This window comes from Amycolatopsis albidoflavus (genome assembly GCF_039525725.1).
Lineage (GTDB): Bacteria > Actinomycetota > Actinomycetes > Mycobacteriales > Pseudonocardiaceae > Amycolatopsis > Amycolatopsis albidoflava.
In genome coordinates, this window is record NZ_BAAAHV010000011.1 from 818489 (window position 1) to 845419 (window position 26931).

Sequence of the window (26931 nt, forward strand, 5' to 3'; positions counted from 1 at the left end):
CTGGCCAGGGACTGGAACTTCGGTTCCGGCAAGCCCGTGCCGCTTCGAGCTGGCGGCTGAGGTTGTCGCGGCCGTCGTGCCCGGGGCGGTGACGGTTTGCTCGTCCAGGCACCGCAGCGGGACAGGATTTCCAGGACCGCTGGGTGGCTGATTCTGGGGCCGATGGCGCGTTCAGCATCAGGGGGTTTTCAGTGTTGACTGTGCACCATTGCCGGGCGTGGGGCGGTGAAGACCGGGCTATGTGGCAGCCGTTCACGGAACGGACCGCGAAGCGTCGATACGAAAACAACGGAAGGCGGTTCAGCGCAGTCATCGGGGAGGTGTCCGATCCGGACTGTGTGCTGGAGATCAATCCGCAAACGAGCTACCGGATCACCGTCAAATTCTTCGACGGCCACGGTAGCACGCGTTTGTCCTACGGGTTCTGGCTCATGGAACCGGACACCCTGTTTCTGCGGCACGTGGTGCGGTGGGAGTACCCGGACGACGGGAAGTTCCACGCGATGAACGAAGCCGTCTTCATCGAGGACATCTTCTGGGAGAAGCCCGACGGCGTCGTGCGCCGTGAGCTGCGACAAGGGAACTCCGTGAGCTCCGAGGACTACCGGGATGTGCTGATCGACGCGAACTGGGAACCGTATCCTGCGTTCGACGACTTCGCGTCCAATCGCCCGTGAGGACCGCAACCAGCCGCCCAGCCAGGCGTGAGCCGGCGCGTTCAGCCGAACGCCAGAACAAGGACACGTGATGAGCGAACCGGGCCTCAGCGCAGGACAGCCGCGCCCTGCTCGCTGGTATCGGCTGGCGATGGCAACGGTCGTGCTGGACGCCGTCGCGGTGCTGGGCGGTTCGGGCTGGCGGCTGTTCGACGGACGCTACGTCGACGGGTATTCGCTGCCGGAAGGTGCGATACCGATCGGCGACCGCGACGTCTGCGCCAACACCGTGACCGTCATGGTCGGCACCGACACCGAGACGGCGGTCGTCGCCCGGGCGTTGCGCGGCGATCCCGAGTCCTGCGGTCTTACACCGAGACCAAGCAGGCGGGCTACGCGAGGTTCCGGAAGATGTTCGCGAACCAGCTGGATCTGCTGGAGTTGACGTCGGCGGACGCTATGCCAGCCTCGGTGACCGTGGTGCCGAAGGACCAGACCGAAACCGCGGGCATCGCCGAGCAGTTCCGTGTCCAGTTCCCCACAGCGCGAAATGTCAACGACAGCACCTATTTCAGCAGCAGGATCACTGGGCCGGGCTACCGAGACCCGACGTGCCCGCCCACCGGCGAGCACTCCGACTGGCCACACGGGCAGCTAGTCGACGGCACATTGAACGGCGGCCGTACCCGGATCTCACGAGTTTTCACGGTCTCGACATTGCCTGTAACCAAGCTATGACATCAACTTCCGAACTGCGGCGGCCAACGGAACTCGACCGCGGTTTAGCGGCGCGCTGGCCGGATCTAGTGGTGTGGGCGCGTCTCGGTGGCTGCACAACCGCCGAGGATGGCAGTTTCGACCGGGATCTGCCTCTGGCCGGTCGCGTCCGCTGCGGAGATCGCCTTGACGACGGTCGCCGAGACCGCGAAGGTGACACCGGGTACGCCGTCGGCGGTGCAATCGGCGTCGTGCTCCTTGTTCTGCTCGGAGCCGTCGTGCGGCGTAGGCGACGAGCTGGAGCTTAAGGCTGGCCATGCGATCCAGGAGTCACGCTCGCTGGTCGACGAGCGAGCGTCTCGATCTGCGGGTGAGCGTGCATCCCGTCGCCCTCAGCTCCCGCGCGGAGCCCCTGCTCGAGTGGGAAGATGTCGAGACAGAGGGAATCGGCGCGGTCGCAGCGACTACCCCGTTGATTAATGAGCGCAGCAGTCCGGAGAGCATCGCGGAGAGGATTTTTGTCTGCGGCCGCGCGGCCACCCTGACCAGGCATTTCGCTGCCGCATCGGTGACCGGATCGAAAGTCACGGCACCGATGACTGCTGATCGATGACCTCACCCGCATCGGTCGGAATGCAGGTTCGGATCGGCCGGATGGCTGATCCGCGGCTGCCGACGTGCTGCACATTCACTTCCCTTACCACGAGATCGTAACGATTGGCTGCCACGGGAAACGCTCGTCCTGAAACTGGCGACCACCGAAGAAAGCGGAAGCGCCGAAACTGTCGGTGGCCGGGGTTACCGTCTCGGGGAGGTTCGGGCCTGCGGCACGGGGAGGTTATGTGAGCGGGGTCGTCGGCGAACACGCCCGGGTGCGAGATGCCCTTGAACGGCCCACACTCCGGCTGCTGGACGGCAAGTGGGCGGCGTTCCGAGTCGCGGTCTTCCGGTGCTCCTTCTCCCGCGATCGTCGTTCGGTGCAAGCCGATCGGCTGCACGTGCAGGTCGACACTCTGCTCGACGAATTGCAGGGCAACGGCGTCGACGTGCCACCGAACGCGACTGGACGATCGTTGTGCAACTCGTGGGTGAACGACCAGTGGTTATTTCGAGACAACGCCCAGGATGGAAGCCTGGAATATTCGCTGACTTCGTTCGCCTTGGAGGCGATCGACCTCGTACAAGGCATGTCCCGGGATCGCGTGCTCGTATCAGAGTCGCGGTTGACGACAATTCTTGACACGGTCCGAAGATGGGCGCTCGAGGCCGCGCCGGACGCCGATGCACGCATCGAGCGGTTGAACGTGCAGATCCACGAGCTGGAAGCCGAGCGTGATCGACTGGAAGCGGGCGGTGACGTGGCCGCCGCGTCCGACGACCGGATGCTGGACGGCTACACGAACCTCATCGACCTGATAGGGCAGCTGCCGTCGGACTTCAAGCGCGTCGAGGAGTCGGTGCTCGACATGCACCGCAAGATCCTCAGGGACTTTCGCGACGAGGACCGCGCCGTCGCCGAGGTGCTCGACGAATACCTGCGCGACCAAGACGAGCTGGTGAAGGCGACTCCGGAGGGTCGGGCGTTCGATGGAGCTTTTGTGCTGCTGCGCGACGACGCGCTCCTGCTCGAGCTGCGGGAGAACGTCCAAGTGATCCTCGCGCACCCCGCAGCGGCCGTTCTCGAGACCCAGGACCTGAACGAGATCCGTGGTGCGGAGGCGGTGATCCGGCAGGGAACCAAGGACGTGCTCGCGCAGCGCCGGCGGCTCACCGCGACGCTGAAGGAGCACATCGTGAACCACGACGTCCTTCAGGAGCGCGAGCTGGGGCGGGTACTGCGCGGCATCGACCGCGAACTGGCGACGTGGATGGAGACAGCCGGGCCCCGGGCGACGGTCCCGGTCGGGCTCCTGCCGCCGACCGCGAAGGTCGGTCACTTTCGTGAGCGCTTGTGGGATCCGGCCTCGGCAGCGCCACCCCCGCCGTTGGAAGACGTCGAGGAGGACGCCCCGGAACCGCCGACCGTCGAGGAGCTGCGCATGCGAGGCGGTCCGTCCTTGGAAGAACTGCGGCTCGCCCTTGTCGACTCATTCGCGACCGGCGATATGGACACCGTCGGCCGGATGTTCAACGAGCTGCCGGCGCGCCTGCGCCGGCCGGTCGAGGTGCTCGGGCTACTGCACGTCGTGAACGGGATTGGTGCTCTTCGGGACGACGCCGGTCCGGAGGTCTTCGAAGCCATCCGCCCGGACGGGAACCGACGGAACTTTCTGGTGCCTGCCATCACGCTCACCCTGGACGAGGTGGCGACACTCGATGGCTGGTCGCTCGAAGGAGCCGGCGATGAGTGACGAAACGGCCGACTCTTCCGGCGCCGAGTTCGACGACGACACCGGTTTCATCGACGACACCGGTTTCATCGACGAACCCGGTGACGCCGTCGAGCCAGAAGAAGGCGAGTCGACGTTCGCGCTTTTCGAGGGGGATACGGGTGGGCTCTCGCTCGCTCAGCGCCGAGCCTTGGTGATCCTGCTCAAGAATCGGTTCATTTCTGCCGTGCAGCACCCCGCGGAGTGGCGGGTCATCCGCGAGGATCCCGCGCCGATCAAAGCCCGCCTGAACGACCTGTTCCTGGACCTCCACCTGGACCGGCACTTCGAGGTCGCGTTCAAGCGGCAGGCGGTCGCGGAGGGCGGCGCGAAGGAGTTCCCGACGCTCCTGCACGACACGGCGTACACGCGGGAAGAGACGATCATGCTGGTCTTCCTCCGGCATCGGTTCCAAAGTGAGCAGGCTGCTGGGCACGACGACGTCACCATCGAGCGGGACGAACTCGTCGCCCACGTCGCCTCGTTCCGGCCCGCCTCCGCGACCAACCGGTCCGGTGATGAGGCGAAGGCCGTCAACGCGGTTGACAGCCTCCTGAAGGCGAAGGTCCTCGCCCGGACCAACGACCCCACCCGGCTGCGGGTCTCCCCGGTCATCGCGGTGCTGCTGCCGCTGCCCCGGTTGCACGAGCTGTGGGAATGGCTCATCGACGAGAACCGTGCCGATGCCGCCTCGACGGAGAGTCAGGCGACGTCGTGACAGCGGGTGCGACCCAGCCCTCGATCCGGTACCTGCCCGGAACCGGCGAGGGAACGCCGCAGTGGAAAGTCGAGACGCTGCAGCTGGTTAACTGGGGCGGGTTCCACGGCCACTGCACCGTCGAGTTCGCGAGCACCACGACGCTGCTCTCCGGTGCGTCCGGCACTGGTAAGTCGACGCTGCTCGACGGCTACATCGCGCTTGTCATGGACGCGAACACGCCGTTCAACGGGGCGTCGAACGACGCCACCGTCGGCCGGGCGCGCAGCGCCGACCAACGCAGCCTGGTTTCGTACCTGCGAGGCAAACTGGACACCGGCCGGGACACCGGCACCGGCGAGCTTTCCGACCAGGTTCTGCGCGGCCGTGACTCGGCGACCTGGGGCGCTCTCGCGGTGACCTTCATCGACGACAGCGAACACCGCTACACTCTCGCGCGACTGTTCTACGTTCCGCGGTCCGCGGTCCGAGACAGCGATCTGACCCGCAAGATGTGCACGATCGACGGCACCATCGACCTGCGGGAACTCGAGCAGTTCGCCGAGGGCAAGTTCGACAAACGTGCCGTGACCGCCCGGTTCCCGAACTTGAAGATGCACGAATCCTATGGCGCCTTCTCCCAAGCGTTCTTCACGCGGCTCGGCATCGGGGCTCAGGGTGACGGTGCCAAGGCCGTCCGGCTGCTTGCCCGGATACAAGGTGGGCAGCAGGTTCGCACCGTCGACGACCTGTACAAGTCGATGGTCATCGAGACACCGGGAACCTACCAGGCAGCCGACGCGGCGATCGGTCACTTCAAGGACCTCGAAGACGCCTACGAAGCCATGGCGACTGAGGCGAAGAAGGCGGAGGCGCTCGCGCGGGTGCCAGAACTCTGCGAGGAACGGGAAAAAGCGCTGGCGGATGCCCGGCTCATCGACACCTTCGGGATTCACCGCACCGGGGACAGCCCGTTCGAGTTGTGGAAGCTGACTACCGAGGACACCTTGCTCGAAGGGGCCGAAGACGATCTTCGCGACCAACGCAAGCGAACATCGGAAAAGAAGTCCGATGCGGAGAGACGGGAAGCGCGTCTTCAGAAGGAGAAGCTAGCCGTCGAAGCGGACCTCGGTGACAACGAATCCCAAGCGACGCTCGAGCGGATCGACGCGGACGTCGCTGTGCTGGAGCAGGATTTCCTGGCTGCCGAAGCACAGCGCGGCAACTTCGACCGGTCGACCGCCAGCCTCGGCGCGCGGATCGACACGGAGGCGGAATTCGGTGCGGCGCAGGAGCGAGCGAATGACTTCCTCGCCGGGTTCGGGTCTGCGCTCAAGGCGGTCGATGAACGCCGAACGGCGCTCTACACCGACCTGTACGAGCCCAGCAACGAGAGAAGGGAACTCGGCGAAGAACTCAGGTCACTGCGGGATCGCGACGGCCGCATGGACCCGGGCCTGCACCAAGCCCGAATGCTGATCGCCGAAGCGACCGGTATCGAACCGAAGAACCTCCCGTTCGCCGGGGAGCTCGTCGACGTCCGACCCGAGCACAAGCAGTGGCGGAAGGCCGTCGAAACGACGCTGTTCGGCGTCGCCCGGATTCTGCTCGTCGACGTCCGGCACCTCGACCGGGTTTCCCGCCTGATCGACGGCATTAGACTGCCGCGGCGGGTCAACTTCGAGGGGATCGACCTTGCACAGTTCGAACCGGAGGACATGGACCCGCGGTTCGTGTCGGGCAAGCTTGCCTTCAAGAACACGCCTTTCACTACGTGGGTGCAGGACCGCATCACCGCTTCGAACACGGATGCGCTGTGCGTCGAGACCGCGGAGGAACTCGGCGGCGGGGGACGCCGGGTCACGGTCAACGGCCAGACCCGGCAGGGACGTTCCGGTGCTCACGGTGAGCTCAATGCCCCGTATGTGATCGGCTTTTCGAAGGAAGAGCGGGTCGCCGAGATCAAGCAACGGCTCGGCGAACTCGAGGATATCCTCAACGGCCTGGACCGGCGGCGGCAAGCCGTAGACATCGAGTTCAACGGCCTGCACACGGCCAAGGCCGCACACGAGCTCGTACTGGCGACCGCGTGGCGCAGCATCGATCCGGACAGCATCCGAGCGGACATCGAACGGCTTCAGGAGCAGAAGAAGCGTCTTCTCGAGTCGGACGACGCGCTACGGGCGCTCAACGAGGAACTCGAGCGCCTCAAGGTCGCGTTGACAAGTGCCGGCCGGGAAATCGGTGCTCTCGGAGCTGAACTCGAAAGACTGGAAGCCGAGCGCGGCAAAGTCATCAAGCGCAAGGACCACGTCGTCGGCGAAATCCAGCGCATCGAGCGCGACCAGGCCGTCACCCTGACGGAAGAACAGGCCGAGCTGCTGACTGCCGAGTTCGCGCTGGTTGCGACGGTCGGTGACCGCGCCGGGTTCCAAGTCGGTGCCGGCCGGCTGAAAGGCAAGCTCGCCGAACGCGGCAAGGGGGCTCGCGAAAAGGCGAACAACGCGGCTCGCTCGCTCGAGGAGACATTCCGGAACTACCTCGAACGCTGGCCCGACCCCAGCCTCTCGGACTCCGTGGAGGACCATGCCTCGTACCGGCGCATACTCGACACGATCACCGCGACCGGATTGCACGAACGCCGCCGGGAGTGGACGAAGCGGCTCACCGAATGGTCCGGCCAGGACCTTGTGCCGCTAGCCGGTGCCTTCAGCCTAGCGGTCGAGGACATCCGTAACCGGCTCGAACCAGTCAATGCGATCCTGGCCCGGCTCCCGTTCGGGGCCCACCGGTACCGACTCAAGATCGATCTCCGGGAGCTGCGCCGTGACGATGTGGTCAAGTTCAAGAGAGAACTCAGCGTTCTTTCCCGGGCGGACACTGACACTTTCAGCGACGAACAGGTCCAGAACTGGTTCACCCGGCTTCGCCGCTTCATGCGGCACATCCGCACCGACGCCCCGGGCAAGTCCCACCGCGACTATTTTCTCGACGTGCGCAAGCACATCGAGATCACCGCGGTGTCCTACGACGACGAAGGTCGCGAACGGTCGACCTACGCGGCTCTCGGGGGTAAGTCCGGCGGGGAGACCCAGGAGCTGGTCGCCTTCATCGTCGGAGCCGCGCTCCGGTTCCAGCTGGGCGACGAAGCCCAGGCCCGCCCGCGATTCGCGCCAGTGTTCCTGGACGAAGGGTTCGTCAAGGCCGACAGCGAGTTCGCCGGGCGGGCCGTCGACGCGTGGAAGGGGCTCGGTTTCCAGTTGATCATCGGAGCGCCGTACGGCCAGTTCACCGCACTCGAACCGCACGCCGACCACGTGCTCTACATGGCAAAGAGCGCCAGCGGCTATTCGTCGGTGAAGGCACTGCCGCCGACGACCCGCCGTGCCGTGCGGTCGCTGGCAGCGGAGGAGTCCGCGTGAAGGCACCCGCCGCCGTCGCCGGTGACATCCGCAGGAGGCTCGGCAACACGTGGGCCACCGACCTCATGGGGACGACCGTGTCTTGGCCGCACCGTTTTTCCCTGGGTACGACTACGAAGACCGCCCTGGAGAACGAGTGGCAAACCACGTATGAACCGCTGAGGCGGGAGTGGCGCGAATGGGTGAGCGGTCGCCCGGCTCGGTTGCTCACGGCTCCGAAACGCGTGTACAGCACAACGCAGGACATCCCTACCCACGTCGAAATCGATTCGATTGAGGCGGCGGCCTCGGTTGCCGGGGACGGATGGGACGTCAAGCTGAGCCGGGCTCGAGAACGGCTTGCGCGTTTGGTCGACGCGTTCCCGGCGTCGGAGAACCTTGCCACTGTGATCCGGGCCGTGCACGAATACAGTGAAGTCGATTTCGACCTGCTCCAGACCGTCGCTCGCTGGTTCCAGGCGAACGACGCCGCAGGGCTTACCCCGCGGCAAGTGCCTGTGCCCGGGGTGCATGCCAAGTGGTTGAACAGTCATCAGTCCTTGATTGCCGCGCTCAGCTGCAAGGAGGGACTTGGCCTTCTGCCTCCGCATCCGGCTCGGATCCACTTCACCTACCTGGACCCCGGACACCGCAAGTTGGGTAGGCGTCACTACGACAGCGCGACAGTCGGCGACGCTTTCGCACCGTCCTACCGCCCGGAGGTCGTCGTGATCTCCGAAAACAAGGACACCGCCCTCCATTTCCCGCCGGTCGAGGGTGGTATCGCAGTGGAGGGCGACGGCTTCGGAGGCAAGACTGCGGCGGCGTTCCCTTGGCTGACCGGCGCGCCCCGCCTCTGCTACTGGGGTGACATCGACACGCACGGTTACGAGATCCTGAACGGCTGGCGCGAGGATGGCGTCGAGGTTGGCAGCATCCTGATGGACCGGGCGACTTACGAGACTTACGAGCGATTCGGCACCGACACAGACCAGAGGGGCGTGCCGTTGAAACCGGCCACCCCCAAAGCCTTGCCGCTGCTCACGCCGGGGGAACGCGAGGTCTACGACCTGCTGTTGCGTCCCGACCTGCGCGGTCATCGGCGGGTCGAGCAGGAGCGCCTACCGCTGTCGGTGGCCGCTGATGCGGTAGCTGAGCTGCGGAAAATAGGGCGGACTCGATCGACCTAGACCCGTCGTCGTGCATGACCGACGAGCACCAAGCCAGCTCCAGACCGTTCGGGACTTCGCTGAGGAGGTGGTTCAGCTCCGGGGTCGTTCGGCGGGTGCCCAGCGCGAGTTAAGCATGACAACGGCTGTTCAGTCGCTCCGGTGACCGTGTGCTCAAGGCCGTCGCGCTGGTCGAGTCCTCGGTGCACGGGTCGATCGTATCTACGGCGTCGACCCGGCCGGAGTGGCCGAACTTCGACGAATCGCGTCGGTGGTCTTCGACGTGGTTCGGCTCACTTCAAGCGAAAAATGTACTGAAGTTCCTTGACCCGCGGCCGATGTCTTGTGGTTGGGACGCCTCGGGTAGCGTGACTCGGCCTTGGCATGAGCCGACATTCGAGAGGCAGGCATTGTTGCTGTCACCTGATCTGCAAGCAGCGACGGACAAGTACTTCAGATCGCTGGAGGTTTCGCAGCGCCTCATCGCCTTGCATCCCGCGCGACGCGGGCGGTTCGGGCAACTCTGCCGCGCTTGCTCCAGCCGTGACGCTATCGGTGGTCGCCGCGTTTGAAGGCTTCGTTGAGGAGTTCCTGGCGGTTGTTCCCCTGTTGCAGGGCACGGTTTTGCGCAGGTGGCCAGGAAAGTCACGATGAACAACCCAACTGTGCGGTTGTTCTCTTCGAAAGTCGTCGCCGAGATCCCGGCGTTGAAGCCAAAGCTGGGACAGGACTTCTCCGTTCGAGTGTGGAACATCCCGGGCGTCAGCGGTCGCCCCGCAACCGAGACGATTGGCTGGGACGAGACCGTGTCCCGAGCAGACGGCTGGATGGAGGTGCGTCACTGCCTGACGCACGGCCTAGTCAGCGGCTGGCGCAGTGAAGTGTGGCCGGGCCCGGTAAAGGGAACCGGTGCCGCGACAGCCAGCAGTGTCTTGCGTGCCAAGCCGGGTGGGAAGCACTCCATCGGGTTGACTGGCGCGATCTCCTGCGCGCGTATCCACTTTTACGCGGCTCGCCACATCGCCACTCTTGCTGCGGAAGAGTTAGGCGAATAGATCAACTGGTCGAACGGTCCGCTGTACCCGCTCAAGAAAGAGTGACCGGGCGACGTGTGGAGGGGCCGATGGCATTCCACTGCGACACCGGGCGATCCGGCCGGCAACTCTCGCGATTCAGCTCAGCAGCCCGGCCGACAATTCGTCGGTGACGAGTTGGTCGCGCTCGGCCGGGTCGAGCCAGCGCGCCTGACTGCCACCTGGGGTGCGGGTGACCAGCAAGACGTTGACGAAGTTCTCGGCGACGTCGCGCATGTGGCCGATCACGGTGACCAGTCTGCCGTCGTCGGCTTGACACTGCGCGACGCCCTGCGCCCGTCGAACTAGGGTCGATTTAAGGGCGAAATTGGACGTCAAATGACGTCAAATGACGTCGATTGAGGTCGAATCAGATCATAAACGATAGCGAATATCCCAGCTGGATCGAATGGGATCGGTTCGAAGTTGCTAGCTACAATTAACCGGAGGGTTCTTGGTTCGAGTCCGAGCGGGGGGGAGCAAAGCCCAGGTCTTAGACCTGGGCTTTTTGCTGCCAGTCGGCAGGGGCGATTTGGTGTCGATTTTGACAGTCGTCCAAGCGGTCGGCTGTCGGGTCGTCGGTGGTCCGCCGCGGTTGCCGGGGTGGCAGTTCGAAGCCGTGGGTCGGCGCTGCGTTGGCCGCTGTCGATCTTGGCGCGGTTGATCTCGCCCGATATGTCGATTCGTCGCTTGACGCGTGCATCCAGGGCCTGAGGCAGTGTCAGGTTGACGATCGAGTTCTGGGACCGTGTCAGGTGTGAGCGGGCAGAGCTGCTGCCGCGTGCGGTGTCTTCGACTTAATCTCTGCGCGATTCAGGTCGGGCGGCCGTCGAGTTCGTTGCGGTTGAGTCGATCAATGCGGGCCGCGGGACGAAACGCCGCAGCGCTGGAAGAGTCATTGCCAGCGGCGTGCTAAAGCCGCGGATCGTGCGTCGTCCGGAGATTCTGCGGTCGGACGTCAACCGGCGTGCGGTGAACCGCGATCGGGTGTCGACTTGTGTCTTTGGGTGCGATGATCAGAATAGATGTGCGAGACTTTAGTGTAATTGCCCTTGGGGCGTCTTTCCTTGTGTTGATGGGAATGGTGAAGATAGGCGAGGAATAAGATACTGAACTGCACTCTTTGAAAAAGCATCAGAAGCAGTTGGGGGCCAGCGTGTCCGGCAAGTTGTTCAGTGGGTCGCGCTTGTTGTGGGCGCTGCTCTGTGCCGCAGGGATCGCGTTGAACGGATGTTCCTGACCTGCGGGAACAGTGCGGCTGACCCCCTCACTGCCAGAATGGTCGGGGCACGTCCCTGACCTGCGGTTATCGAGAACCCGCAGGACCGCCGCCGCAGTTGACCGCACCTGAACGCGGTTCAGCGCGGTTCGGCGTCGTTGGAACCGTGGTCTTGCTCCGGATTTGCTCCAGGAAAATTCGCATCGTCGCGCAGTGCGGACGTGTTGTCTAGAGTCCGGGGTGACCAGGACGGTCTGTGGGTTGAAGAGGTCGAAGATGTCAACCTGAGTGCCGGCGAGGAGCACGGCGAGGACGTGCTCCGCAATACGGGCCAGTTGATCGTATTCCTGCTCGCGTGAGGAGAACGCGCCCGAGGTCACGCGCGACGTCCATCCAGCCGGCCCATCCCCGCTCGCGCGGGGAAGACATTCCAGCGTTCAGTCTACCAGGTCTATACCAGTCGAGTGTCAGTCTGGTCGGTTTCGTCGACTCCGACGAGATGGGCTGCTTCGGGGCTGGCTCCGTGTCGGCCGTGAACTTGGCTTGGGCATGGCGGGGTACTGGCTTGCTGGGGCTGCTCGCATCGGGTCGGGTGCCGCTTTGGAGCACCCGACCCGATGTGTTTGGTCAGCGTGCGAGGCGGCAGGAGTCGGGGGTGGCGGTCATGCCGTAGAGGCCGTACCAGCCGGTGCCGATGAGTTTGCCGTTGGCGCGTCCGGTGTCGGACCAGGTGTCGCTGGCGGGGAGGTAGCGGTACCAGAGGAGGCCGCCGCCTTCGGCGGGGTAGGAGCCGTAGAGGACGTCGGCTCCGGGGGAGGTGACGGTTTTGAAGCCGTTCCAGCCGGTGCCGGAGGGTTTGGCCTTCTGGGTCCATTCTCCGGTCGAGGAGTCGTAGGCGTAGCGGAACAGTTCGCCCTTGGGGGTGCGGGCGTAGAGGACGCCGTCGCCGGCGGCGGCGATGAGGTCGTACTGGCCCCAGCCGTTTCCGAGGACGCGGTGGTCCCATTTCTTGGCGGCGGGGTCGTAGTTGCGCCAGTGCAGGTTGCCGTCGGGTTCGACGGTGTAGATGTGTCCGCGGGTGTCGACGGTGATGCGGTTGTTGTATTCGGCGGTGGCGTAGCGGGCCCAGCCGTTGTCGATGACCTCGTAATAGGGGGTGGGGCTGGTGTTGAGGTCCCAGCCGGTGCCGTTCCAGCGGAACTTGCGCAGTTGGCCGTTGCTGTTGGCCTGGTAGACGAGGCCGTCGGGGCCCGCGGTCGAGCGGGCGGACTGCCATCCGCTGCCGATCTGCTGGCCGTTGCCGTTGATCCAGGAGAACGCGCCGTTGCGGGGGTCGGTGTGCTGGTAGAGCCACAGGGTGCCGTCGCCGCGGGTGGTGAAGATCGGTGCGGCGGGCTTGCAGACGATGGCGAGGTCGGGCACGTTCTGCCGGATCCAGTCGCCGACATTGTCGATTCTGGCCGCGGCGGCGTTCCGGGTCGTCGCCGGGGAGGCGCCGTGACAGCCCTGCTGGCTGCCGGTGCTGGTGATCGCGACGAGCTCGAACCGGTTGTTGCCGAGGTCGCGGTAGACGGGGCCGCCGGCGTCGCCCTTGCACGGGGTGGCGATGTCGCCGGTGGGGGTGACGGCGAGGACGGTGTCCGTTGCGGTTGTTGCCGTGGCGGCGGTCCCGTGAACGAGGTCGGGGGTCCACTCGGTCGCGGTCCGGCCGTACCCGGCCACGTTCAGCGATTCGCCCGAGGCGGCGGGAGACGTCGCGAGCGACACCGGGGTGATGCCGGCGGCCGGGGCCGAGAGCTTGGCCAGCACGAGATCCCGGTCGTTGCGCGGAATCAGGGAGGTGACGTCGAGGACCTGTCCTTTGTCGGTCTCGGCGAGGCTGGCGCGGCCGAGGGTGGCGGTGGTCTTCTGTTTGGGGGCTCCGGCCGCGACAGTCGAGCTTGTGGCCGGGTCGTCGGCGAAGCAGGACGCGGCGGTGGCGATCCATTGGGCGGCGACGAGGGTGCCGGTGCAGGCGCGGCTTCCCGGATAGCCGGGTGCGCCGACGGCGATCTTCGCGATCGGTGCGGTGCTCGTGTTCTGGCCGGTGGGGGCGGGTGCGGCGCCGGTGGCCTTCAGTTCGAGGAGGACGGCGGGGCCGTTTTCGTAGCTGATTCCCTCCCCCACGGGGGTGTCGCGGGTTTTGTTGACCGCGACGGTCTCTTCCTTGCCCTTGGTGGAGACCTTGGCTTCGACGGTGTGGTCGCCGTCGCCGCGGATCTTGAAGGTCTCGGGCAGTTCCAGGCTCAGGTAGCCGTTCGGGGCGGAGACTTTGAAGCAGTACTCGCCTTGGCTGGTGCTCTTCGCGCGGATGACCTTGTCGTCGGCGGATCCCTTGGTGGGGCAGTCGACGAGGGTGATGCGGCCGTCGCCTCGGTAGAGGCGCAGTCCGCGGTCGGCGAAGATCTGGTCGGCGCCGGGGTAGGCGTAGTCCTCTGCCAGCGGTAGCTGGGCCGAGTCGGCCGCGAGGGCGTGAGGGGCTCCGGTGGTGGCAGTGGTGCCTGCCAGCAGGCCGATGGCCAGGAGCCGGGCGACAACGCGCATGCGCGTCCTCTCGAGATCAGTGGGTCGGTGAGGTGGAGTCGCGACGGATTGGCGGGCAGGCCGCTTGTCTCGCGGCGATCGGCCGCGGATCCGTGACGAAGTCCGGCCGAAATATCCAGTCTGTTCGCCTCGAAAGTCAAGAAATCTTCATGTTCTGGCGACGGAGGTCACCTTTGAGTTGCCTCGACTTGGTGATTCCTTGGGGAACCGATTACGTTTTGCGCGGCCCGGCGAACGCGGTTGCGTCCGGAGCCCGCCGCGCGGCGCTGATCCGCCCGCGGCCGGTTGGCTTGCGCGGGACTTTCCGGTCCCGTGTCTTGTTGAGGGGAAACGGATTCCTGTGAGAACACGACGGTTGGCAACGCGCGCCCGCACATCGCTCGTTGCGGCCGCGACAGTGGTCGGGCTGTTGTCGGGAATGGTCGACGGTTCGGCGGCGCTCGCCGCACCCGAATCGTCCGGCCAGGCACCGCAATCGAGCGAGCGCGAGCAAGTCCTGGAGATCGCTCGCTCCGGCGGGGCGGTTCTGGCCCGGGCGGCGCTGGCCGCGTTGACGGGCACCGACGATCAGGTTCGGGAATTTCTCGTTACCGGTCAGAAACAAACGCGTGAGATCGACGACGAGGTCCGCGTCACGCAATTCCTCGCGTCCGGCGGTCCGCAGATAGCCAAGGCCGCGCAGAAAGCACTCGACGGGACGCCGGAGGACCGGCGGCGGTTCCTGGAATCAGGACTGGGGCCGACTCGGGAACTCGACGAGGAAGTCCGGGTCACGCAGCTGCTGGCGTCCGGCGGGCCGCAGGTCGCCAAGGCCGCGCAAAAAGCACTCGACGGCACCGCCGAGGACCGGCGGGGATTCCTGCTCACCGGCCTGTACCCGCGTCAGGAAATGGACGAGGAAGTCCAGGTCACCCAACTGCTCGCGAACGGCGGGCCGTGGGTGAAGGAAGGCGCTCAGCGCGCGCTGGACGGCACGGCCGAGGATCGGCGGGATTTCCTGCGCACCGGACAGCAGGTCGCCCGCGCCCGGGACCAGGAAACCCAGACCGTGTCCGCGCTGGCCGAACAGGCCGCGCAGGCGGGCAAGCGAGCCGACGCGGAAACCAAAGCCGCGCAAGAGGCTTCGGCGCGCGCGGTCGAGGCGTCCCGGCTGGCCAAGGAAGCCGCTGAGCGAGCGGCTGCGGAAACCAAGGCGGCGAAGGATTCCGCCGGAGACGCTTCGGCTGCGGCAGGACGGGCGGCTGACGCCGCCGGGCGGGCTGCGGAGGCGGCACGGGTCGCGATCGGGGCCGCGGCTACCGCCAATCGCGCCGCCCGCGTAGCCGCGGACGCGGCCAGGTCGGCGGCGTGGGCGGCTTCGGCCGCCGCGAACGCGTCGTCGCGGGCCTACACTGCCGCGTCGGCAGCAGCCGGTGACGCAGGCCGCGCCGCCGAGGCCCGGACAGCTGCCGAACGCGCCAGGGACGCCGCCCGCAACGCCACCAAGGCAGCCGCGGCAGCGGACAAGGCAGGGATCGCCTCGACGGAAGCGGGCAAGGCGGCGAAGGCCGCTGCGAGCGCGGGAATCAACGCCCAGGCCGCTGCGACCGCAGCCGACCAGGCCGGCGGGTACGCGGAGGCTGCGGGCGGTCATGCGCAACGGGCCAAGGACGCCGCGGCGACCGCTCGCCGGGCCGCAGGCCGGGCCACGGCGGCAGCCAACCAAGCTGCGGCGCTGGCCGCGGATGCCGCGACCGCCGCCGGCCAGGCACGTCAGGCTGCCGACCAGGCCGCTCAGCACGCCAACGCCGCTGCCGCCGCCGCGGACGAAGCAGCCGACCAGGCCGGCAAGGCCAACGACGCCGCCGACCAGGCTGCCCGCCACGCCGACAACGCCCGCCGCGCGGCGGGCGAGGCGACCGCGGCGGCGACGCAGGCCGTCACCGTGTACACGCTCGCCCGCAAACTCGAAACCGCGCGGCTGCAGGCGTGGCAGGACGAGCGCAGCCAGGCCGCCTACGCGGCGAACCAGGCCGAGGCAGACCGTAACGACCGCGCCGACTGGGACGCCGGCCAAGCCGCGGTGCTGGACGCCGAAACCCAGCGGCTGTGGGACGACGCCGCCAAGCCGGACGCCCCCGCCGCGGTCGTGGTGGGCAACGGACGCAAGGTCGCCGCCCGGCTGGCCACCGCGGGCGGCCCATGGACCCGGCAGGCCGCGTCCCGCGCACTGACCGGCACCGACGCGGACGTCGCCGACTACGTCAGGGGATGGCGTCAAGCCGCCGCCGATCAGGACGACCTCGCGACCCTCGACGTGCTCGCCCAGACCGGGCCGCCGAAGCTCCGGGACGCGATCCCCGCGCTGCTGTCCGGCCCCTCCGAGGCCGTGCGCGCGTTCTTCAAGACCCGCGACTACCCGGGCAAGGACGTCGACGACGAGGTCGCAGTCACCCAGCTGCTGGCAGGCGGCGGTCCACAGGTCAAGCGCGCCGCCCAGAAGGCGCTGGACGGCAGCGCGGCGGACCGGGCGCAGTTCCTGAAGACCGGCCAGTACACCGCCCGCGACGCCGACGACGAAGTCACCGCGACCCAGCTGCTGGCCAACGGCGGCCCCGAGGTCAAGGCCGCGGCCCAGGTCGCCTTGGACGGCCCCGCGTCCTGGCGTCGCGAGTTCGTGCAGGTCGGCAGGTTCCAGGCCGCCCAGCGCGACGCCGACGCGAGCACGCACGACGCGGCCATGCGGTCCCTGCTGGCACAGATCTCGGCCACCGCCGCCACCGCGACGCAACAGGCCGCGAAGGCTGCCGAAGCCGCGGCGACCGCGCGCAAGGCCGCTGACGACGCCAACCGCTATGCCGCGGAAGCCCGCGCGTCGGCCAATGACGCCGACCGCTACGCGACCGAGGCCCGCGCCTCGGCCAACGCTGCGCAAACCTCCGCTGACCAAGCTGCGGCTTCGGCCAAGACCGCACGGGACGCGGCGGCCAAGGCACGCCAGGACGCCGCGGCGGCCGGGGTGTCCGCCAACCGGGCCGCGGGTTCGGCGAGCCAGGCACGCGCGTACGCCTCGGCAGCCTACGGATACGCCGCGTGGGCACGCCGTTCGGCCGTGGACGCGGGCCGCGACGCGGAAGCCGCCGCCCGCGCCGAATCCGACGCCTGGCGGGCCGCGGCCGAGCTCGAGCGCCAGGAACTGGAGGAGTGGCGCAAAGCCAGCGGCATCCCCGACAAGAAGCCCGGGGAGCCGTTGACGGCGGACGAGCAGAAGAAGCTCGTCGGCGCGTGGATCGGGAAGCTCTGCGGCGGCATCGAAGGAACGCTGGTGTGTGCTGCGGGCAAAGCAGGCACGGGCAGCGACTCCATGGCCTTGCAGATTGTCAAGGCATGCCAGAGCAATCCCCGTTGCGCCACGATCGAACAACTCGACTGGTTGCTGGAAGAGACCTTCAACCGGTACCTGACCGGCGTGGCCGACGGGTTCAACAAGGCCTTCGACTGGGGCGAATTCATCGGCCAGATCGCCACCGGCGGGCGCCTGTCCCTCCCCGGATACCGCGTCGGCATCAACGGCGAGCCCACTCTCGACCCGCCCACCTCGTCCGGGTCTTCCAGCATGCCGGAGTGGATCAGGGACCGCCTTCAGGCAGGCATCCAGTTCAACAAGGACAACTGGGGGCGTTACCCGGTCAACGAACTCCACGTCGGCCCGAAATTCCCCTACAAAAGACTCGACTCCTACGTGCCCGGCCAGGAGATTGTGTCGCGAAAGTACACTCAGCTCTCCCGGGTGACTGACAGGACCGGCATCGCCTACGTCAACGAACTCCGCAACAAGTACGGGCCGGGCGAGGCGATCTCCGACACCCCGTACAACCGGCAGTACCTCGACAAGTACAACCTGCGGGGCAAGGGGCTTCAAGGAACGCTTATCCTGGAGATCCCCGTTCAGGAGGGCGCGATCCCGCAGGCCGTGCTCGACGCCGCCTCCAAGGGGAAACCTCCGGTGAAAATTCGCGACACCAACAACAACCCCTACAACTGAGTGCAGCACGAGGGAGTCGTTTCAGTGTTGACTGTGCACTACTGTCGCGCATGGGGCGGTGATGATCGCGCCATGTGGCAGCCGCTCACGGAAAATACTGCGAAGCGCCGCTACGAAAACATGGGAAAGTGGTTTAGCGCGGTCCTCGGGGACGTGTCCGAGCCGGACTGTGTGCTGGAGATCAATCCGCAAGCGGACTACCGGATCACGGTCAAATTCTTCGACGGCCATGGCAGCACGCGTTTGTCCTACGGGTTCTGGCTCATGGAACCGGACACCCTGTTTCTGCGGCACATGGTGCGGTGGGAGTATCCGGACGATGGGAAGTTTCACTTGATGAACGAAGCATCTCTTATCGAGGACATCTTCTGGGAGAAGCCCGATGGCGTCCTGCGCCGCGAGCTGCGTCAAGGAAACACCGTGCATGCCGAGGACTATCGGGACGTGCCGATCGATGCGAACTGGGAGCCGTACCCAGTGTTCGGCGACTTTGCTTCCATCGCGCGCGAGGACCGCGACCAGCCACCCGGACAGGGGTGAGGCGACGCGTTCAGCCGCATGCAGAACAAGGAAACATGATGAGCAACCGAGACCCCGGTGCGGGACAGGAGCCCGAGGGAATCGGGAAGACGGCCCAGTCACTGGTGTTCGCGTCGCCGTGCCGGGCTCGCCGGTACCGGTTGGCGACGGCGGCGGTCGTGCTTGCCGCCGTCGCGGTGCTGGGCGGTTCGGCCTGGTGGCTGTTGGGCGGAGGCAGCGTGGACGGGTACGCGTTGCCGGACGGTGCGATACCGATCGGCGACAGTGACGTCTGCGCGAACACTGTGTCGGTCGCGCTTGGCACCGATGCCGAGATGGCGGCCGTTGCCCGGGCACTGCGCGGTGATCCCCGGGTCCTGCGGACCTACATCGAGACCAAGCAGGACAGCTATGCGAGGCTCCGGAAGATGTTCGCGCACCAGCCGGACCTGCTGGAATTGCTGGAGCCCGACGCCGTACCGGCGTCGGTGACCGTGGTGCCGAAGAACCAGACCGACACTGAAGGCCTCGCCGAACAGCTCCGCGTCCAGTTCCCCGCGGCGCGAGACGTCAGAGACGACACCCATTTCCGCAGCATGCTCACCGGGCCGGGCTACCGGGATCCGACGTGCCCGCCCAGCGGAGAACATTCCCGCTAACTATGCGCGCAGCGGGCTGGCGGCACGCTGAACGGCACCCGTGCCAGGTTTCCCGCGATTTCACGTGCTCGACGTTGGCTGTGGCCAAGCGATGGCACCAAGTGCCCGAACAGACGGCGACGGAGCTCGACGCAATGTGGCCTCCGCTGATCCGCTAGACAGCGCCATGCACTCAGGCTGTGCTCGACGGTGCGCCGGATCGCCGCAGCACGACCAGGCTCTTGTCGTCGTGGCGTTTGGCGCGGGGGAGTTCCTGTGCTGCCGGATCGCTGTGGCGTTCCCAGTCCTCGCAACGGGCGAGGATCCGGTGGATCGCGTCCTCGTCCATGGCCGCCAGCCGCGGCCAGTCGTCGAGACCCAGATGCCGTATGGGTTTGTAGGCGCCGTCGGTGGCGAGCACGGCCCACGGAACATCGTCGGCGGGGCAGCGGTGCACCACGGCGTGGTGGGCGGCGTCCGGGTCGGTCTCGGCGATCCAGTAGCCGCCGGGCCGGTTGCGGCGGACGGCTTGCTGGGTCTGGAGTTCGCGCAGGATCGTGCTATGGGTGTCGTCGAATCCGGAGCCTTCGGCGAGCCGCTGACGGTAGCGCCGGCTGGGCGCGAGGTCGAGTGTGCTCAGCCGGTCGTCGGTGAGCACAGTGCGGGGTAGGACAACGAGGTTGTCCCCGAGGACCAGGATGTCGATCCAATCCGCGTGTTCGCGCAGGATCGTGACTGTGCTGGACGGCGACCGCCCGGGCCGCAACTCCAATCGGTGCGCGACGTCGGCGATCGCGTCGGCGAGAACTGTCGGGAGTTCGGATCCTGGCTCGCGTTCGAGCCGGTCGCGCAGGCTTCCGCCGAGTTCGTCGGCGTAGCGGGCGGGCGGCACCGGAACCGGCACGAAGGCTGATGCCCCGTCAAGCTGGATCACGGCGTGGGAGGTGGTGAAGACTCGGTCGTCGCTGTCGCGGGCCGGGGGCAGTTGGCTGACGCAGGCTTGCATCGTGCTCACCAGACGAAGGGCCCGGCGACGAGGGTGCTGCCGGCGATCTCGCGTCCGGACACGGTGCACCCGACGATCAGAGAGCACGACGTGTCGCCGATGCCTGCGAACAGCGAGGGGAGGTTCGCGGCGAGATAGTGTGCCGCGCCGAGCGATCCGACGGTGTGGATGCCGGCGATGTGCACGGCGATGCGTCCGTCGCGGATGTGCCGTGCGACGTAGGCGATGTCGCCGTGCCCGGGCGGGGACTCGTCGGCGGGGGAGCCGTGGCGGGTGCCGGTGGCCGTCTCCACGATCCACCACCGGTCGTCGTGCTCGACCATGTCCAGAGCGGGATCCTCCCGCAGCAGCGCCGCGCCGACCGGCGCGGATTTCGGACCGCATACAACCACGACGTCACCGTCGGGGAGATTTTCCCGGTCCGGTTCGATTTGAAAACGCTTGGTCAGGAAGGACATGCCGCGGAGCAGCTCGACCAGACTGTCGGGTGCTTCGGTATCCTCCGCGGCGATCAAAGGCCGTTCGCGATCGGTGGTCTGATAGCGGTACGGCACGCCGACCTTCACCGGGCCGTGGCCGAAGAAGATCCGCTCGACGGTGGGCGCTGTCTTCATCAGCTGAGAGAGCCGGCTCTTGCTCAGAGTCATCTTGTCCGCGATGTCCTTGTCCTGCGCACCGGTCTGTGCGCGAGCACGTTCGACCGCGTGACGTCGGATGCGCGACAGCTCCGCAATGTACTGGCTGAACTTCTCGATCTTCTCGGTCGCCAGCCTGCCCTGGATGAACGGATCGGGCTCGAGGCGCAGGTCGTCGAACTCGCGGTCGGTGCTCACCCGTGCGAGTTTAGACCCCTTGACTGATTCTGCTGGACCGGCCTAGCATTCAGTTCATACCTCTAAACTCGCTCGTCGGTGTCTGCAGAGTGCCAGTTTAGGGGTATGAACCGGCCTCGGGGAGGGAAAGACGGGATGGCGAGCACAGTCGGTCTCCGTACTGCGCTGTCGTCTGCGTCCCTTTCTGCAGGGCTGCGCGAAAGGTGCTCCGCGCCGGAGCGCCGCGACACCGTGCCCGGTACTGCAGCCGGGGCATTCAGGCGGCCGCCTCTGTCCGGCGTGTCCCCGATCCGGCGCGGAGCATCGCCTATCCCCACGTCAAGGAAGAGTTGGTCCGCATGAATCAGTCCGCAACGGCGGCTACCGCCGACCGAGAAGGCGGCGCGGAGCAATCGATCGCAACCCGCGAAGAAACGAATCTCTCTGCCAACCTGGTCCCGTCGCCTGCCGGAGCGGCGTCGTGACCGCCGCCGCGCCGGAGCTGTCCAGCGCGGTAACCGTGCAGACGTCGTTGCCTGGCACCGCGGCCGTGGTCCGGGCCTTCGGCACCGTTCCCGCCGTCGGCTACGAGCATCCGGTACCGGCCGCCGCCGCAGCGATCGCGGCCGCGCATCGGATGCACGCCGAAGCGTTCCCGATGCTCGGTGACCCCACGCGGACGATGCATCCGGGCCGGGTTCGCGAGCCGGTACATTCTGCCCTCCCGGGATCGGCCCGCCTTTGGCGGCGACGAAGTCGCAGATCCGCCTGGTGCCGTTCGCAGGCGGTTGCAGGAACGGCACGTTTTCTCGGCGGGTCCCGCCAGCAGAGGTCATGGCCGAAAGGAAATCGTCCAGAAGCACCTCCCGGCCTGATCACGGTGGCGTCTGCCGAAGGTTCGGAAATACCGAGGAAGGGGTTGCGCGCTCGGTGCTGAGTCGTTCGAGTCGTCGGCCAACGAGCCGAATGTCGCAAGGCCGTCTCCGTTCGGAGAGCGAACCTCCGGCCTGAGCAGTCTTCGACGCAACACCAAACTGCGTTCAAGGTGGCCAACGGAGAACCCGCTGGCAGAGTGCTCGACTGGCGGGTCCCGAATGTCCGCTGGAGCCGCTGTGATCCGTGCGTTAGGCACCGACCTACAACTTTTCCTGCAGAGGAGGACAACCTTGTCTTCAGCTAGCTTCTTAGGCCTAGATCGAGGCCTTGAGCCGGATGAGAGGGCCGGGTCAAGGGAAAGCTCTCCCTTGGCCCGGCCCTCTCATCCGACGATTCAGGTGATCTCTGCTGGACGGGGGAGACACTGGCGGCGGCCCGACTGCTCTGGGCTCCGCCGTGGCGTGGAATTGGGTGACGTGGGCGATTGTGCGGTTCTACAGGGCTGTCCCGCGCTGGCAACAGAACCTGACAAGGCCTTCGCAAGCGATCGGCTCGTCGCAGGCCCGTTGAGGCCGCTACCGATCCGCAGCCGCTGGCTGTTTGGCAGGCTTCAACCTTTGCGGGTCAACACCCCACCACCAAAAGCTTTGCTCGTTCTCGTTCCAACGATCCATCCGCAAGCCCTCATTGGGGCGACTTCCGAGTTTTTGCATAGGCCAGGAATCGCGCCCTTGGTTCATTGCGAACTGGTTGTACAACGAGGCTTCAGCTGGGTAGCCGGAGCCGTATTGGATCAACCACACCGAGGTCTTGTCGGAGTTCTCGGTACCGCACCACCATGCCCCGACCGATGGATTCCCCGGATTCGAGTTCGGGTCGACTCCAAGGCACACATTCGGAAAGTCGACATTTTGAAATTCGCCGTACCAGTTATTCAAGTCGCGCCAACTCCAGTCAGTGCCTCTTCTGTTGCAGTTGTCCATGTATCCGCGCACACCGTCGCTGGCGACACAGCCGCCTGCTCCGCTTGCTTCGATATGTTGGAGCTTGCCTACGCTCTTCGCGATGTAACGGCTTGTTGATCTGCTGGCGGGGTGAGGCTCCGTGCACGACAGCCCGGCGGCCGAAGCGTCTGTCATACTCGTTTCGCTATTTGGCATGTGACAGCTTGCGCTGCTCGCAGCAGCGGGCGCGACGACGTAGACGGCGCTTGTCGCAACGATTGCAACAACTGCCGGTCGCAAGAATTGATCCAACATGACAACCTCCTGGTTCGGCTGAAATGAATATGTTTTCAGTGATCCGCTCGATCGCGGCGACGCTTCGGTCCTGTGTCTGGCGCTCGGAGCCCATCACGCGGGAGTGTCGCTGCGGAGAGCGGCGTGCCAGGTCGGCTATCTGTTGTCGCGGTCGTCTATCACCCTGAGTCCCACGTTGTTGCCGCCTTTTCGTTCTCCCTCGAAGATCGAGGATTCGACCGTGATGTAGTCGCTGTTCTCCTGGCCGACCTGGCAGGGGCCGTGTGCTCCGGCGATCGTGCCTCGCAGCGTCCCGTAGGCTTTGCGATTAGTCTGGCTGTACAACGCCCCGCCGCTGTCGCCCTCGCGGCTGCAGATGTCGGCGATAATGACGGTGTCGCCGATGCCTCTGAACTGGGTGATCTGGCCGCAATGGGTGCCCGCCTCGTAGCGGTCGTTGCCCCCCGGATCTTCGGTCGTCTCCTCGTTGGCGGAGCCGGCGGCGCAGACGACCTCGCCTTTCTTGATGTCCGGCGCGGCCGCCATGCCGGAAATGTAGGTGGTGTCCGGCTGACAGGGCCTGGTTCCCGGCTTGCACCGGGTGAACACGCCGTTCTTCTTCGCCCGGTTGTTGATCCAGTAGTCGGCCCAGTTGCTGTCACCAGTGGTTTGGTAGGGGACGAAGGAGAAATCGAAATCGAACGCGCCCTGGTACTTCTCGATGATCGCGCCCTTCTTCGTGCCCACCGGGATGCCGTTGTGATAGGTCCGGTCATCGTCACCGGGGTGGTGTTTAGGAAGCAGGCAGTGACCGGCGGTGAGAACGTATGCCTGGCCGTTCTTGTCGCCCTTGACGTTGAAGCCCGCGCTGCACCCGCCCCACACCTCGCTGCCGTCGGACCGCTTGATGTCCAACCGGTAGCCGCCCATCATCGGGGGCCAGCAGTTCGCGACGGGGCAGGGCTGTGTGTATCCGCGCTGCGGTTCTGCTGGGGTCCTGCTCGGATTCTCAGGCTCGGCGTTCTCCGGGCCGGGGAGACGCGGTGCCAGTACTGTGATTTTGCCGTGGCTGGCGGCGGCGAGCGCGTCGATGGCCTGTTGCCCCCGGGGGTCCTGTCCTTTGGCCTTATGCGGGGTGATGGCGACCGCGTCCAGTTTCTGGTCTGCGACCACCTGGTAGGAGGATCCTGACGTGGCCTGCAGCTTCGCCGTGATGTCCTGTGCGGTGGCTTGGAGATCTCGCAACGACCAGCGTGCCTGCTGTACCCGGATGTGCGCGGCATCCTCCTCACTTGCCGTCACCAGAGTCGCCTGAGCGGTCGCGGTCGAGCCAATGACGAGCACGCCGCCGTGGTCCTGGTCCAGCCACATACCAGCGTAGGCGTCCGGCTGGAGCTTGCTGATCCTCTGCTGCAGTTCGGGGATGCGGTTCTGCAGTTCCAGCCGCCGGAGCGCCTCGTCTGCGCTGACCTGGTAGCGGGCCGTTAGGTACGCCGTCGATTCCTGGACGTCGTAGGGGCTCAGAGACGACCTGGGAGCGGCCGACACCGTTGTGCCTGTCCAGGTCCCGACGAGCACCAGCGCGCTGGCCGCCACCGCACTCGCTGTGAGCAGGGCTGACCGTGTCCTGAATACCATCATGAATGTCTCTTCCTTAATCAGCGGCAGCCAGCGGTATCCGACACCCAGATGTCGGACCGGATGATGTTTCCCCAGCTCTTCCCGTACTCTTGGTTGTTGACCCACTTTCCGCTCGTGTCCAGCGGCAGGTCGGCCATTGACTCGCCGTTGCACAGCAGCATGATCCCGCCCTGGAAGTTCGGCAGGCGGGTCAGCACCACGTCTGGTTTCGTATCTTGGGCGAAGCCATTGTTGTACAACGAGCGCGCCGCGTCCGTCATGAACCGGAATTCCTCCGGGAATGCGCCGAAGTCTGCCTCAGATCCGTAGACGCCGAGACCCTGGCCGGCGTAGTTGGGCTGAGTCCACAGGCACATGTACCCCTGCGGGCAGTTGACCTTGCCCTCGCCGATCGCTACCAGCGGGACCGCCCGCGGTTTCACCCACGGCTCGGCCGAGGCCGGCGTGCTCGCCGGTTGCGCGAGCGCTGCCAGCGTCGAGACTGACGCGGCGGCAAGAACAGCCGTCAGTCTTCGGGATTGTTGTCGACTGATCACCATGAAACTCCTTTTCCGTGATGGTGCCAATACGCGCATGTCGCGCCACATAATGCTCCGCAGTTCGTCGGCATCAACGCGTTCTTGCTCGTTAGACGAGCCATTTGCGCAGCTGCTGTACCCGCTTTCTGTCGGTCACGCAACGCAACCGGACGGGCGCACGGCTGCCGAGGCTGATGGAAGCTCGCAACCAACGTGACGGCGCGCACCAGGTCAAAATGGACTGGAGGGGGTCGCGCTCAATGAGGAAATAGGCAATGCGGACGCTCGCTGCGTCCGGCGAGAGCAGGAGGTTCAGATCCAGATGTTCGATCTTCCATGAGCGCCGTCGCTGTTTTCCATCCGGTATTGCATTGTATGCCGTAACCTGTTCCGGTATTGTCCTCTCCTTCGTGGACGGTCGCATATGATTTCTCGCCGCAGCAGTCGGCGTTCCACCAGGAGTTGTCCGGTCGGGTGTGCCGCCATTGGTTCTGGTTGGTTGCGGTGCCGAAGACGATGTCTCCGTTGTAGTTGGTGTCGTTGTGTGCGCGGACGAAGCCGCCGTGGCAATCGTGATTGGGGTCAGCGGCGGCCGGGGTGACTGCGGCTGCACATGCACCGATGCTCATCCGGTCGTCAGCAGTCCGACTCCGCCGATGGCGCTCAGCCGCCGGCGGCGGTCGCCGGCCGTTGATTTGATGGCGATGGCTCGTGTCATGAGAGAACTCCTTCGCGGTAGTGGTCCGGTGCGTCTGCGTCGTCCCATCGCGACGGCGTGCGTCACGGTGTCCACCTCTCTTGAGAACGGCGGCGTCGGGTTGGCGCAGAGACCGGGTGACCTGGTTGACGCGATCGATGGCACTGCCCCACGGCGTGTTCTTGGGTTGGAGGGTGAACACCGCGATGACGGTCGTGTCACCGTCGCCGATCACGCCGCTGGTGTGCATCGCGACGCGCGTGATGTCGACGCCGTCCTGCTGAGCTGGTATCGCCGCGCCGGTGCCCTGGGGCGACGTGCATTCTTGCCCGGGGGCGGGCGTGCCGAAGTTGGACCAGCCTTGCTTGATCGCCCACGGGCGGGGGAACACGGTCGGGATGCCGAAGTATTGGTTCCAGCCGTCCGCGGCGCACTTGGCGACCTGCCGCAGATTGGACAGCATGAAATCGCGAATCTTGGAGGGTGCTTGTTCGAGGATGTAGCGGTAGACGGCGACGGTGTCGGCGGGAGTGGTGGCGGTGTAGCCCCATTTTCCGCGGTATTGGTCTGGTGGCGGCTCGGTGTGCTGGAGGCCGAGGCGGATGGCCGTGCGCGCGACGATGGCTGTCCAGCCGTCGGCGACCCAGAGCCTGCTGGCCGCGGCGTCGTCGCTGCGCCTGAGCATCGACTGCAGGGTGGTGAGGTCGGCAGGCGGAATTGGGGAGTCGAGTCCCCTAGTCCATAGATAGTCCAAAGCGATGAGCAGTTTCACCACCGACGCCGACCGGAACTGGGTGTCGGGTTCCCGCTGGTCGGTGACGGTATTGGTGACTCGGTCGTAGACCATGTAGCCGACAGTGATGCCCTCGTCGTCGCTCCGCGTGGGCTCAGCCGCCGACGTTGGCGCCGCTGGAGTCAGAACGAGGAGCGCGCCCGCGGCGAGGACGGCCGCTCGTAGTCTGGCCATCCGCATGTCATCCTCCAGCCATGATGGTCTGAAGCGCGCAGGGAACTCGAGCGCGTGCCGTTGAAACGTGTCGGGGTTTAGGGCGCGGGTCGGTAGGCCGGAGCCAGGAGA

Annotated in this window: 20 protein-coding genes; 11 read left to right on the forward strand and 9 right to left on the reverse strand. The window is 66.1% G+C overall.

Going from position 1 to position 26931, the window contains the following annotated elements:
* Nucleotides 1-191 precede the first annotated feature (191 nt).
* The 8 genes from ABD156_RS18280 to ABD156_RS18315 all read left to right on the forward strand — a co-directional run bounded on the left by ABD156_RS18280 (nt 192) and on the right by ABD156_RS18315 (nt 10064).
* Nucleotides 192-677, forward strand: coding sequence for a hypothetical protein (locus ABD156_RS18280; RefSeq protein WP_344274379.1), 486 nt, complete (start codon nt 192-194; stop codon nt 675-677).
* 70 nt (nt 678-747) lie between these two features.
* Nucleotides 748-1101 (forward strand): hypothetical protein, encoded by a 354-nt coding sequence (locus ABD156_RS18285; RefSeq protein ID WP_344274381.1) that lies wholly within the window; start codon nt 748-750, stop codon nt 1099-1101.
* Complete coding sequence (locus tag ABD156_RS18290; protein WP_344274384.1) at nt 1068-1394, forward strand: hypothetical protein; 327 nt, start codon at nt 1068-1070, stop codon at nt 1392-1394. The genes ABD156_RS18285 and ABD156_RS18290 overlap by 34 nt, the downstream gene beginning before the upstream one ends.
* A gap of 851 nt (nt 1395-2245) precedes the next feature.
* Nucleotides 2246-3724 carry a DUF3375 family protein gene (locus ABD156_RS18295; protein ID WP_344274522.1) on the forward strand — a complete coding sequence of 493 codons (1479 nt, stop codon included), beginning with the start codon at nt 2246-2248 and terminating at the stop codon, nt 3722-3724.
* On the forward strand, nt 3717-4460 hold the full coding sequence (locus ABD156_RS18300; RefSeq protein ID WP_344274386.1) for a DUF4194 domain-containing protein: 744 nt from the start codon (nt 3717-3719) through the stop codon (nt 4458-4460). Before ABD156_RS18295 ends, ABD156_RS18300 begins: the two co-directional genes overlap by 8 nt.
* Complete coding sequence (locus tag ABD156_RS18305) at nt 4457-7861, forward strand: ATP-binding protein (protein WP_344274389.1); 3405 nt, start codon at nt 4457-4459, stop codon at nt 7859-7861. The genes ABD156_RS18300 and ABD156_RS18305 overlap by 4 nt, the downstream gene beginning before the upstream one ends.
* Complete coding sequence (locus ABD156_RS18310) at nt 7858-9030, forward strand: Wadjet anti-phage system protein JetD domain-containing protein (RefSeq protein WP_344274391.1); 1173 nt, start codon at nt 7858-7860, stop codon at nt 9028-9030. Before ABD156_RS18305 ends, ABD156_RS18310 begins: the two co-directional genes overlap by 4 nt.
* 629 nt (nt 9031-9659) lie before the next feature.
* Complete coding sequence (locus ABD156_RS18315) at nt 9660-10064, forward strand: hypothetical protein (protein WP_344274393.1); 405 nt, start codon at nt 9660-9662, stop codon at nt 10062-10064.
* Nucleotides 10065-10181: 117 nt separating this feature from the next.
* Here ABD156_RS18315 and ABD156_RS18320 read toward each other — a convergent pair whose 3' ends face one another.
* The 3 genes from ABD156_RS18320 to ABD156_RS18330 all read right to left on the reverse strand — a co-directional run bounded on the left by ABD156_RS18320 (nt 10182) and on the right by ABD156_RS18330 (nt 13884).
* Complete coding sequence (locus ABD156_RS18320; protein ID WP_344274396.1) at nt 10182-10331, reverse strand: hypothetical protein; 150 nt, start codon at nt 10329-10331, stop codon at nt 10182-10184.
* An 885-nt stretch (nt 10332-11216) separates the two neighbouring features.
* Nucleotides 11217-11681, reverse strand: coding sequence for a hypothetical protein (locus tag ABD156_RS18325; RefSeq protein ID WP_344274399.1), 465 nt, complete (start codon nt 11679-11681; stop codon nt 11217-11219).
* A gap of 247 nt (nt 11682-11928) precedes the next feature.
* Nucleotides 11929-13884 (reverse strand): tachylectin-related carbohydrate-binding protein, encoded by a 1956-nt coding sequence (locus ABD156_RS18330; RefSeq protein WP_344274402.1) that lies wholly within the window; start codon nt 13882-13884, stop codon nt 11929-11931.
* Nucleotides 13885-14239: 355 nt separating this feature from the next.
* Here ABD156_RS18330 and ABD156_RS18335 point away from each other — a divergent pair, with 355 nt between their 5' ends.
* Genes ABD156_RS18335 through ABD156_RS18345 form a run of 3 tightly spaced genes read left to right on the forward strand, consistent with a single transcriptional unit; the run spans nt 14240 to nt 19086 of the window.
* Nucleotides 14240-17908: an ALF repeat-containing protein gene (locus ABD156_RS18335; protein ID WP_344274405.1), complete on the forward strand. Its 3669-nt coding sequence runs from the start codon at nt 14240-14242 to the stop codon at nt 17906-17908.
* Nucleotides 17909-17932: 24 nt separating this feature from the next.
* Nucleotides 17933-18448, forward strand: coding sequence for a hypothetical protein (locus ABD156_RS18340; RefSeq protein ID WP_344274408.1), 516 nt, complete (start codon nt 17933-17935; stop codon nt 18446-18448).
* Between the two features lie 38 nt (nt 18449-18486).
* Complete coding sequence (locus ABD156_RS18345; protein ID WP_344274411.1) at nt 18487-19086, forward strand: permease-like cell division protein FtsX; 600 nt, start codon at nt 18487-18489, stop codon at nt 19084-19086.
* A 172-nt stretch (nt 19087-19258) separates the two neighbouring features.
* Here ABD156_RS18345 and ABD156_RS18350 read toward each other — a convergent pair whose 3' ends face one another.
* The 6 genes from ABD156_RS18350 to ABD156_RS18375 all read right to left on the reverse strand — a co-directional run bounded on the left by ABD156_RS18350 (nt 19259) and on the right by ABD156_RS18375 (nt 26700).
* Nucleotides 19259-20071 (reverse strand): hypothetical protein, encoded by an 813-nt coding sequence (locus tag ABD156_RS18350; RefSeq protein ID WP_344274525.1) that lies wholly within the window; start codon nt 20069-20071, stop codon nt 19259-19261.
* Between the two features lie 5 nt (nt 20072-20076).
* Nucleotides 20077-20904, reverse strand: coding sequence for a hypothetical protein (locus tag ABD156_RS18355; protein ID WP_344274414.1), 828 nt, complete (start codon nt 20902-20904; stop codon nt 20077-20079).
* A gap of 1430 nt (nt 20905-22334) precedes the next feature.
* A complete protein-coding gene (locus tag ABD156_RS18360; RefSeq protein ID WP_344274417.1) occupies nt 22335-23018 on the reverse strand; it encodes a hypothetical protein in 684 nt (227 codons plus the stop codon).
* Nucleotides 23019-23153: 135 nt separating this feature from the next.
* Entirely contained in the window at nt 23154-24593 is a 1440-nt protein-coding gene (locus ABD156_RS18365; RefSeq protein ID WP_344274419.1) for a chymotrypsin family serine protease, read from the reverse strand.
* Nucleotides 24594-24655: 62 nt separating this feature from the next.
* Nucleotides 24656-25225, reverse strand: a complete 570-nt coding sequence (locus ABD156_RS18370; RefSeq protein ID WP_344274422.1) for a peptidase inhibitor family I36 protein — start codon at nt 25223-25225, stop codon at nt 24656-24658.
* A 188-nt stretch (nt 25226-25413) separates the two neighbouring features.
* Entirely contained in the window at nt 25414-26700 is a 1287-nt protein-coding gene (locus ABD156_RS18375) for a serine hydrolase (RefSeq protein ID WP_344274425.1), read from the reverse strand.
* Nucleotides 26701-26931 lie beyond the last annotated feature (231 nt).

What these genes read in the sequence shown, in the direction of transcription:
- ABD156_RS18300 (WP_344274386.1), top strand. Translation starts at nt 3,717, where the DNA reads ATGAGTGACGAAACGGCCGACTCTTCCGGCGCCGAGTTCGACGACGAC.
- ABD156_RS18345 (WP_344274411.1), top strand. Translation starts at nt 18,487, where the DNA reads ATGAGCAACCGAGACCCCGGTGCGGGACAGGAGCCCGAGGGAATCGGG.
- ABD156_RS18330 (WP_344274402.1), bottom strand. Translation starts at nt 13,884, where the DNA reads ATGCGCGTTGTCGCCCGGCTCCTGGCCATCGGCCTGCTGGCAGGCACC.
- ABD156_RS18350 (WP_344274525.1), bottom strand. Translation starts at nt 20,071, where the DNA reads ATGCAAGCCTGCGTCAGCCAACTGCCCCCGGCCCGCGACAGCGACGAC.
- ABD156_RS18290 (WP_344274384.1), top strand. Translation starts at nt 1,068, where the DNA reads ATGTTCGCGAACCAGCTGGATCTGCTGGAGTTGACGTCGGCGGACGCT.
- ABD156_RS18375 (WP_344274425.1), bottom strand. Translation starts at nt 26,700, where the DNA reads ATGGTCTACGACCGAGTCACCAATACCGTCACCGACCAGCGGGAACCC.
- ABD156_RS18370 (WP_344274422.1), bottom strand. Translation starts at nt 25,225, where the DNA reads ATGTGGCGCGACATGCGCGTATTGGCACCATCACGGAAAAGGAGTTTC.
- ABD156_RS18360 (WP_344274417.1), bottom strand. Translation starts at nt 23,018, where the DNA reads ATGTTGGATCAATTCTTGCGACCGGCAGTTGTTGCAATCGTTGCGACA.
- ABD156_RS18315 (WP_344274393.1), top strand. Translation starts at nt 9,660, where the DNA reads ATGAACAACCCAACTGTGCGGTTGTTCTCTTCGAAAGTCGTCGCCGAG.
- ABD156_RS18285 (WP_344274381.1), top strand. Translation starts at nt 748, where the DNA reads ATGAGCGAACCGGGCCTCAGCGCAGGACAGCCGCGCCCTGCTCGCTGG.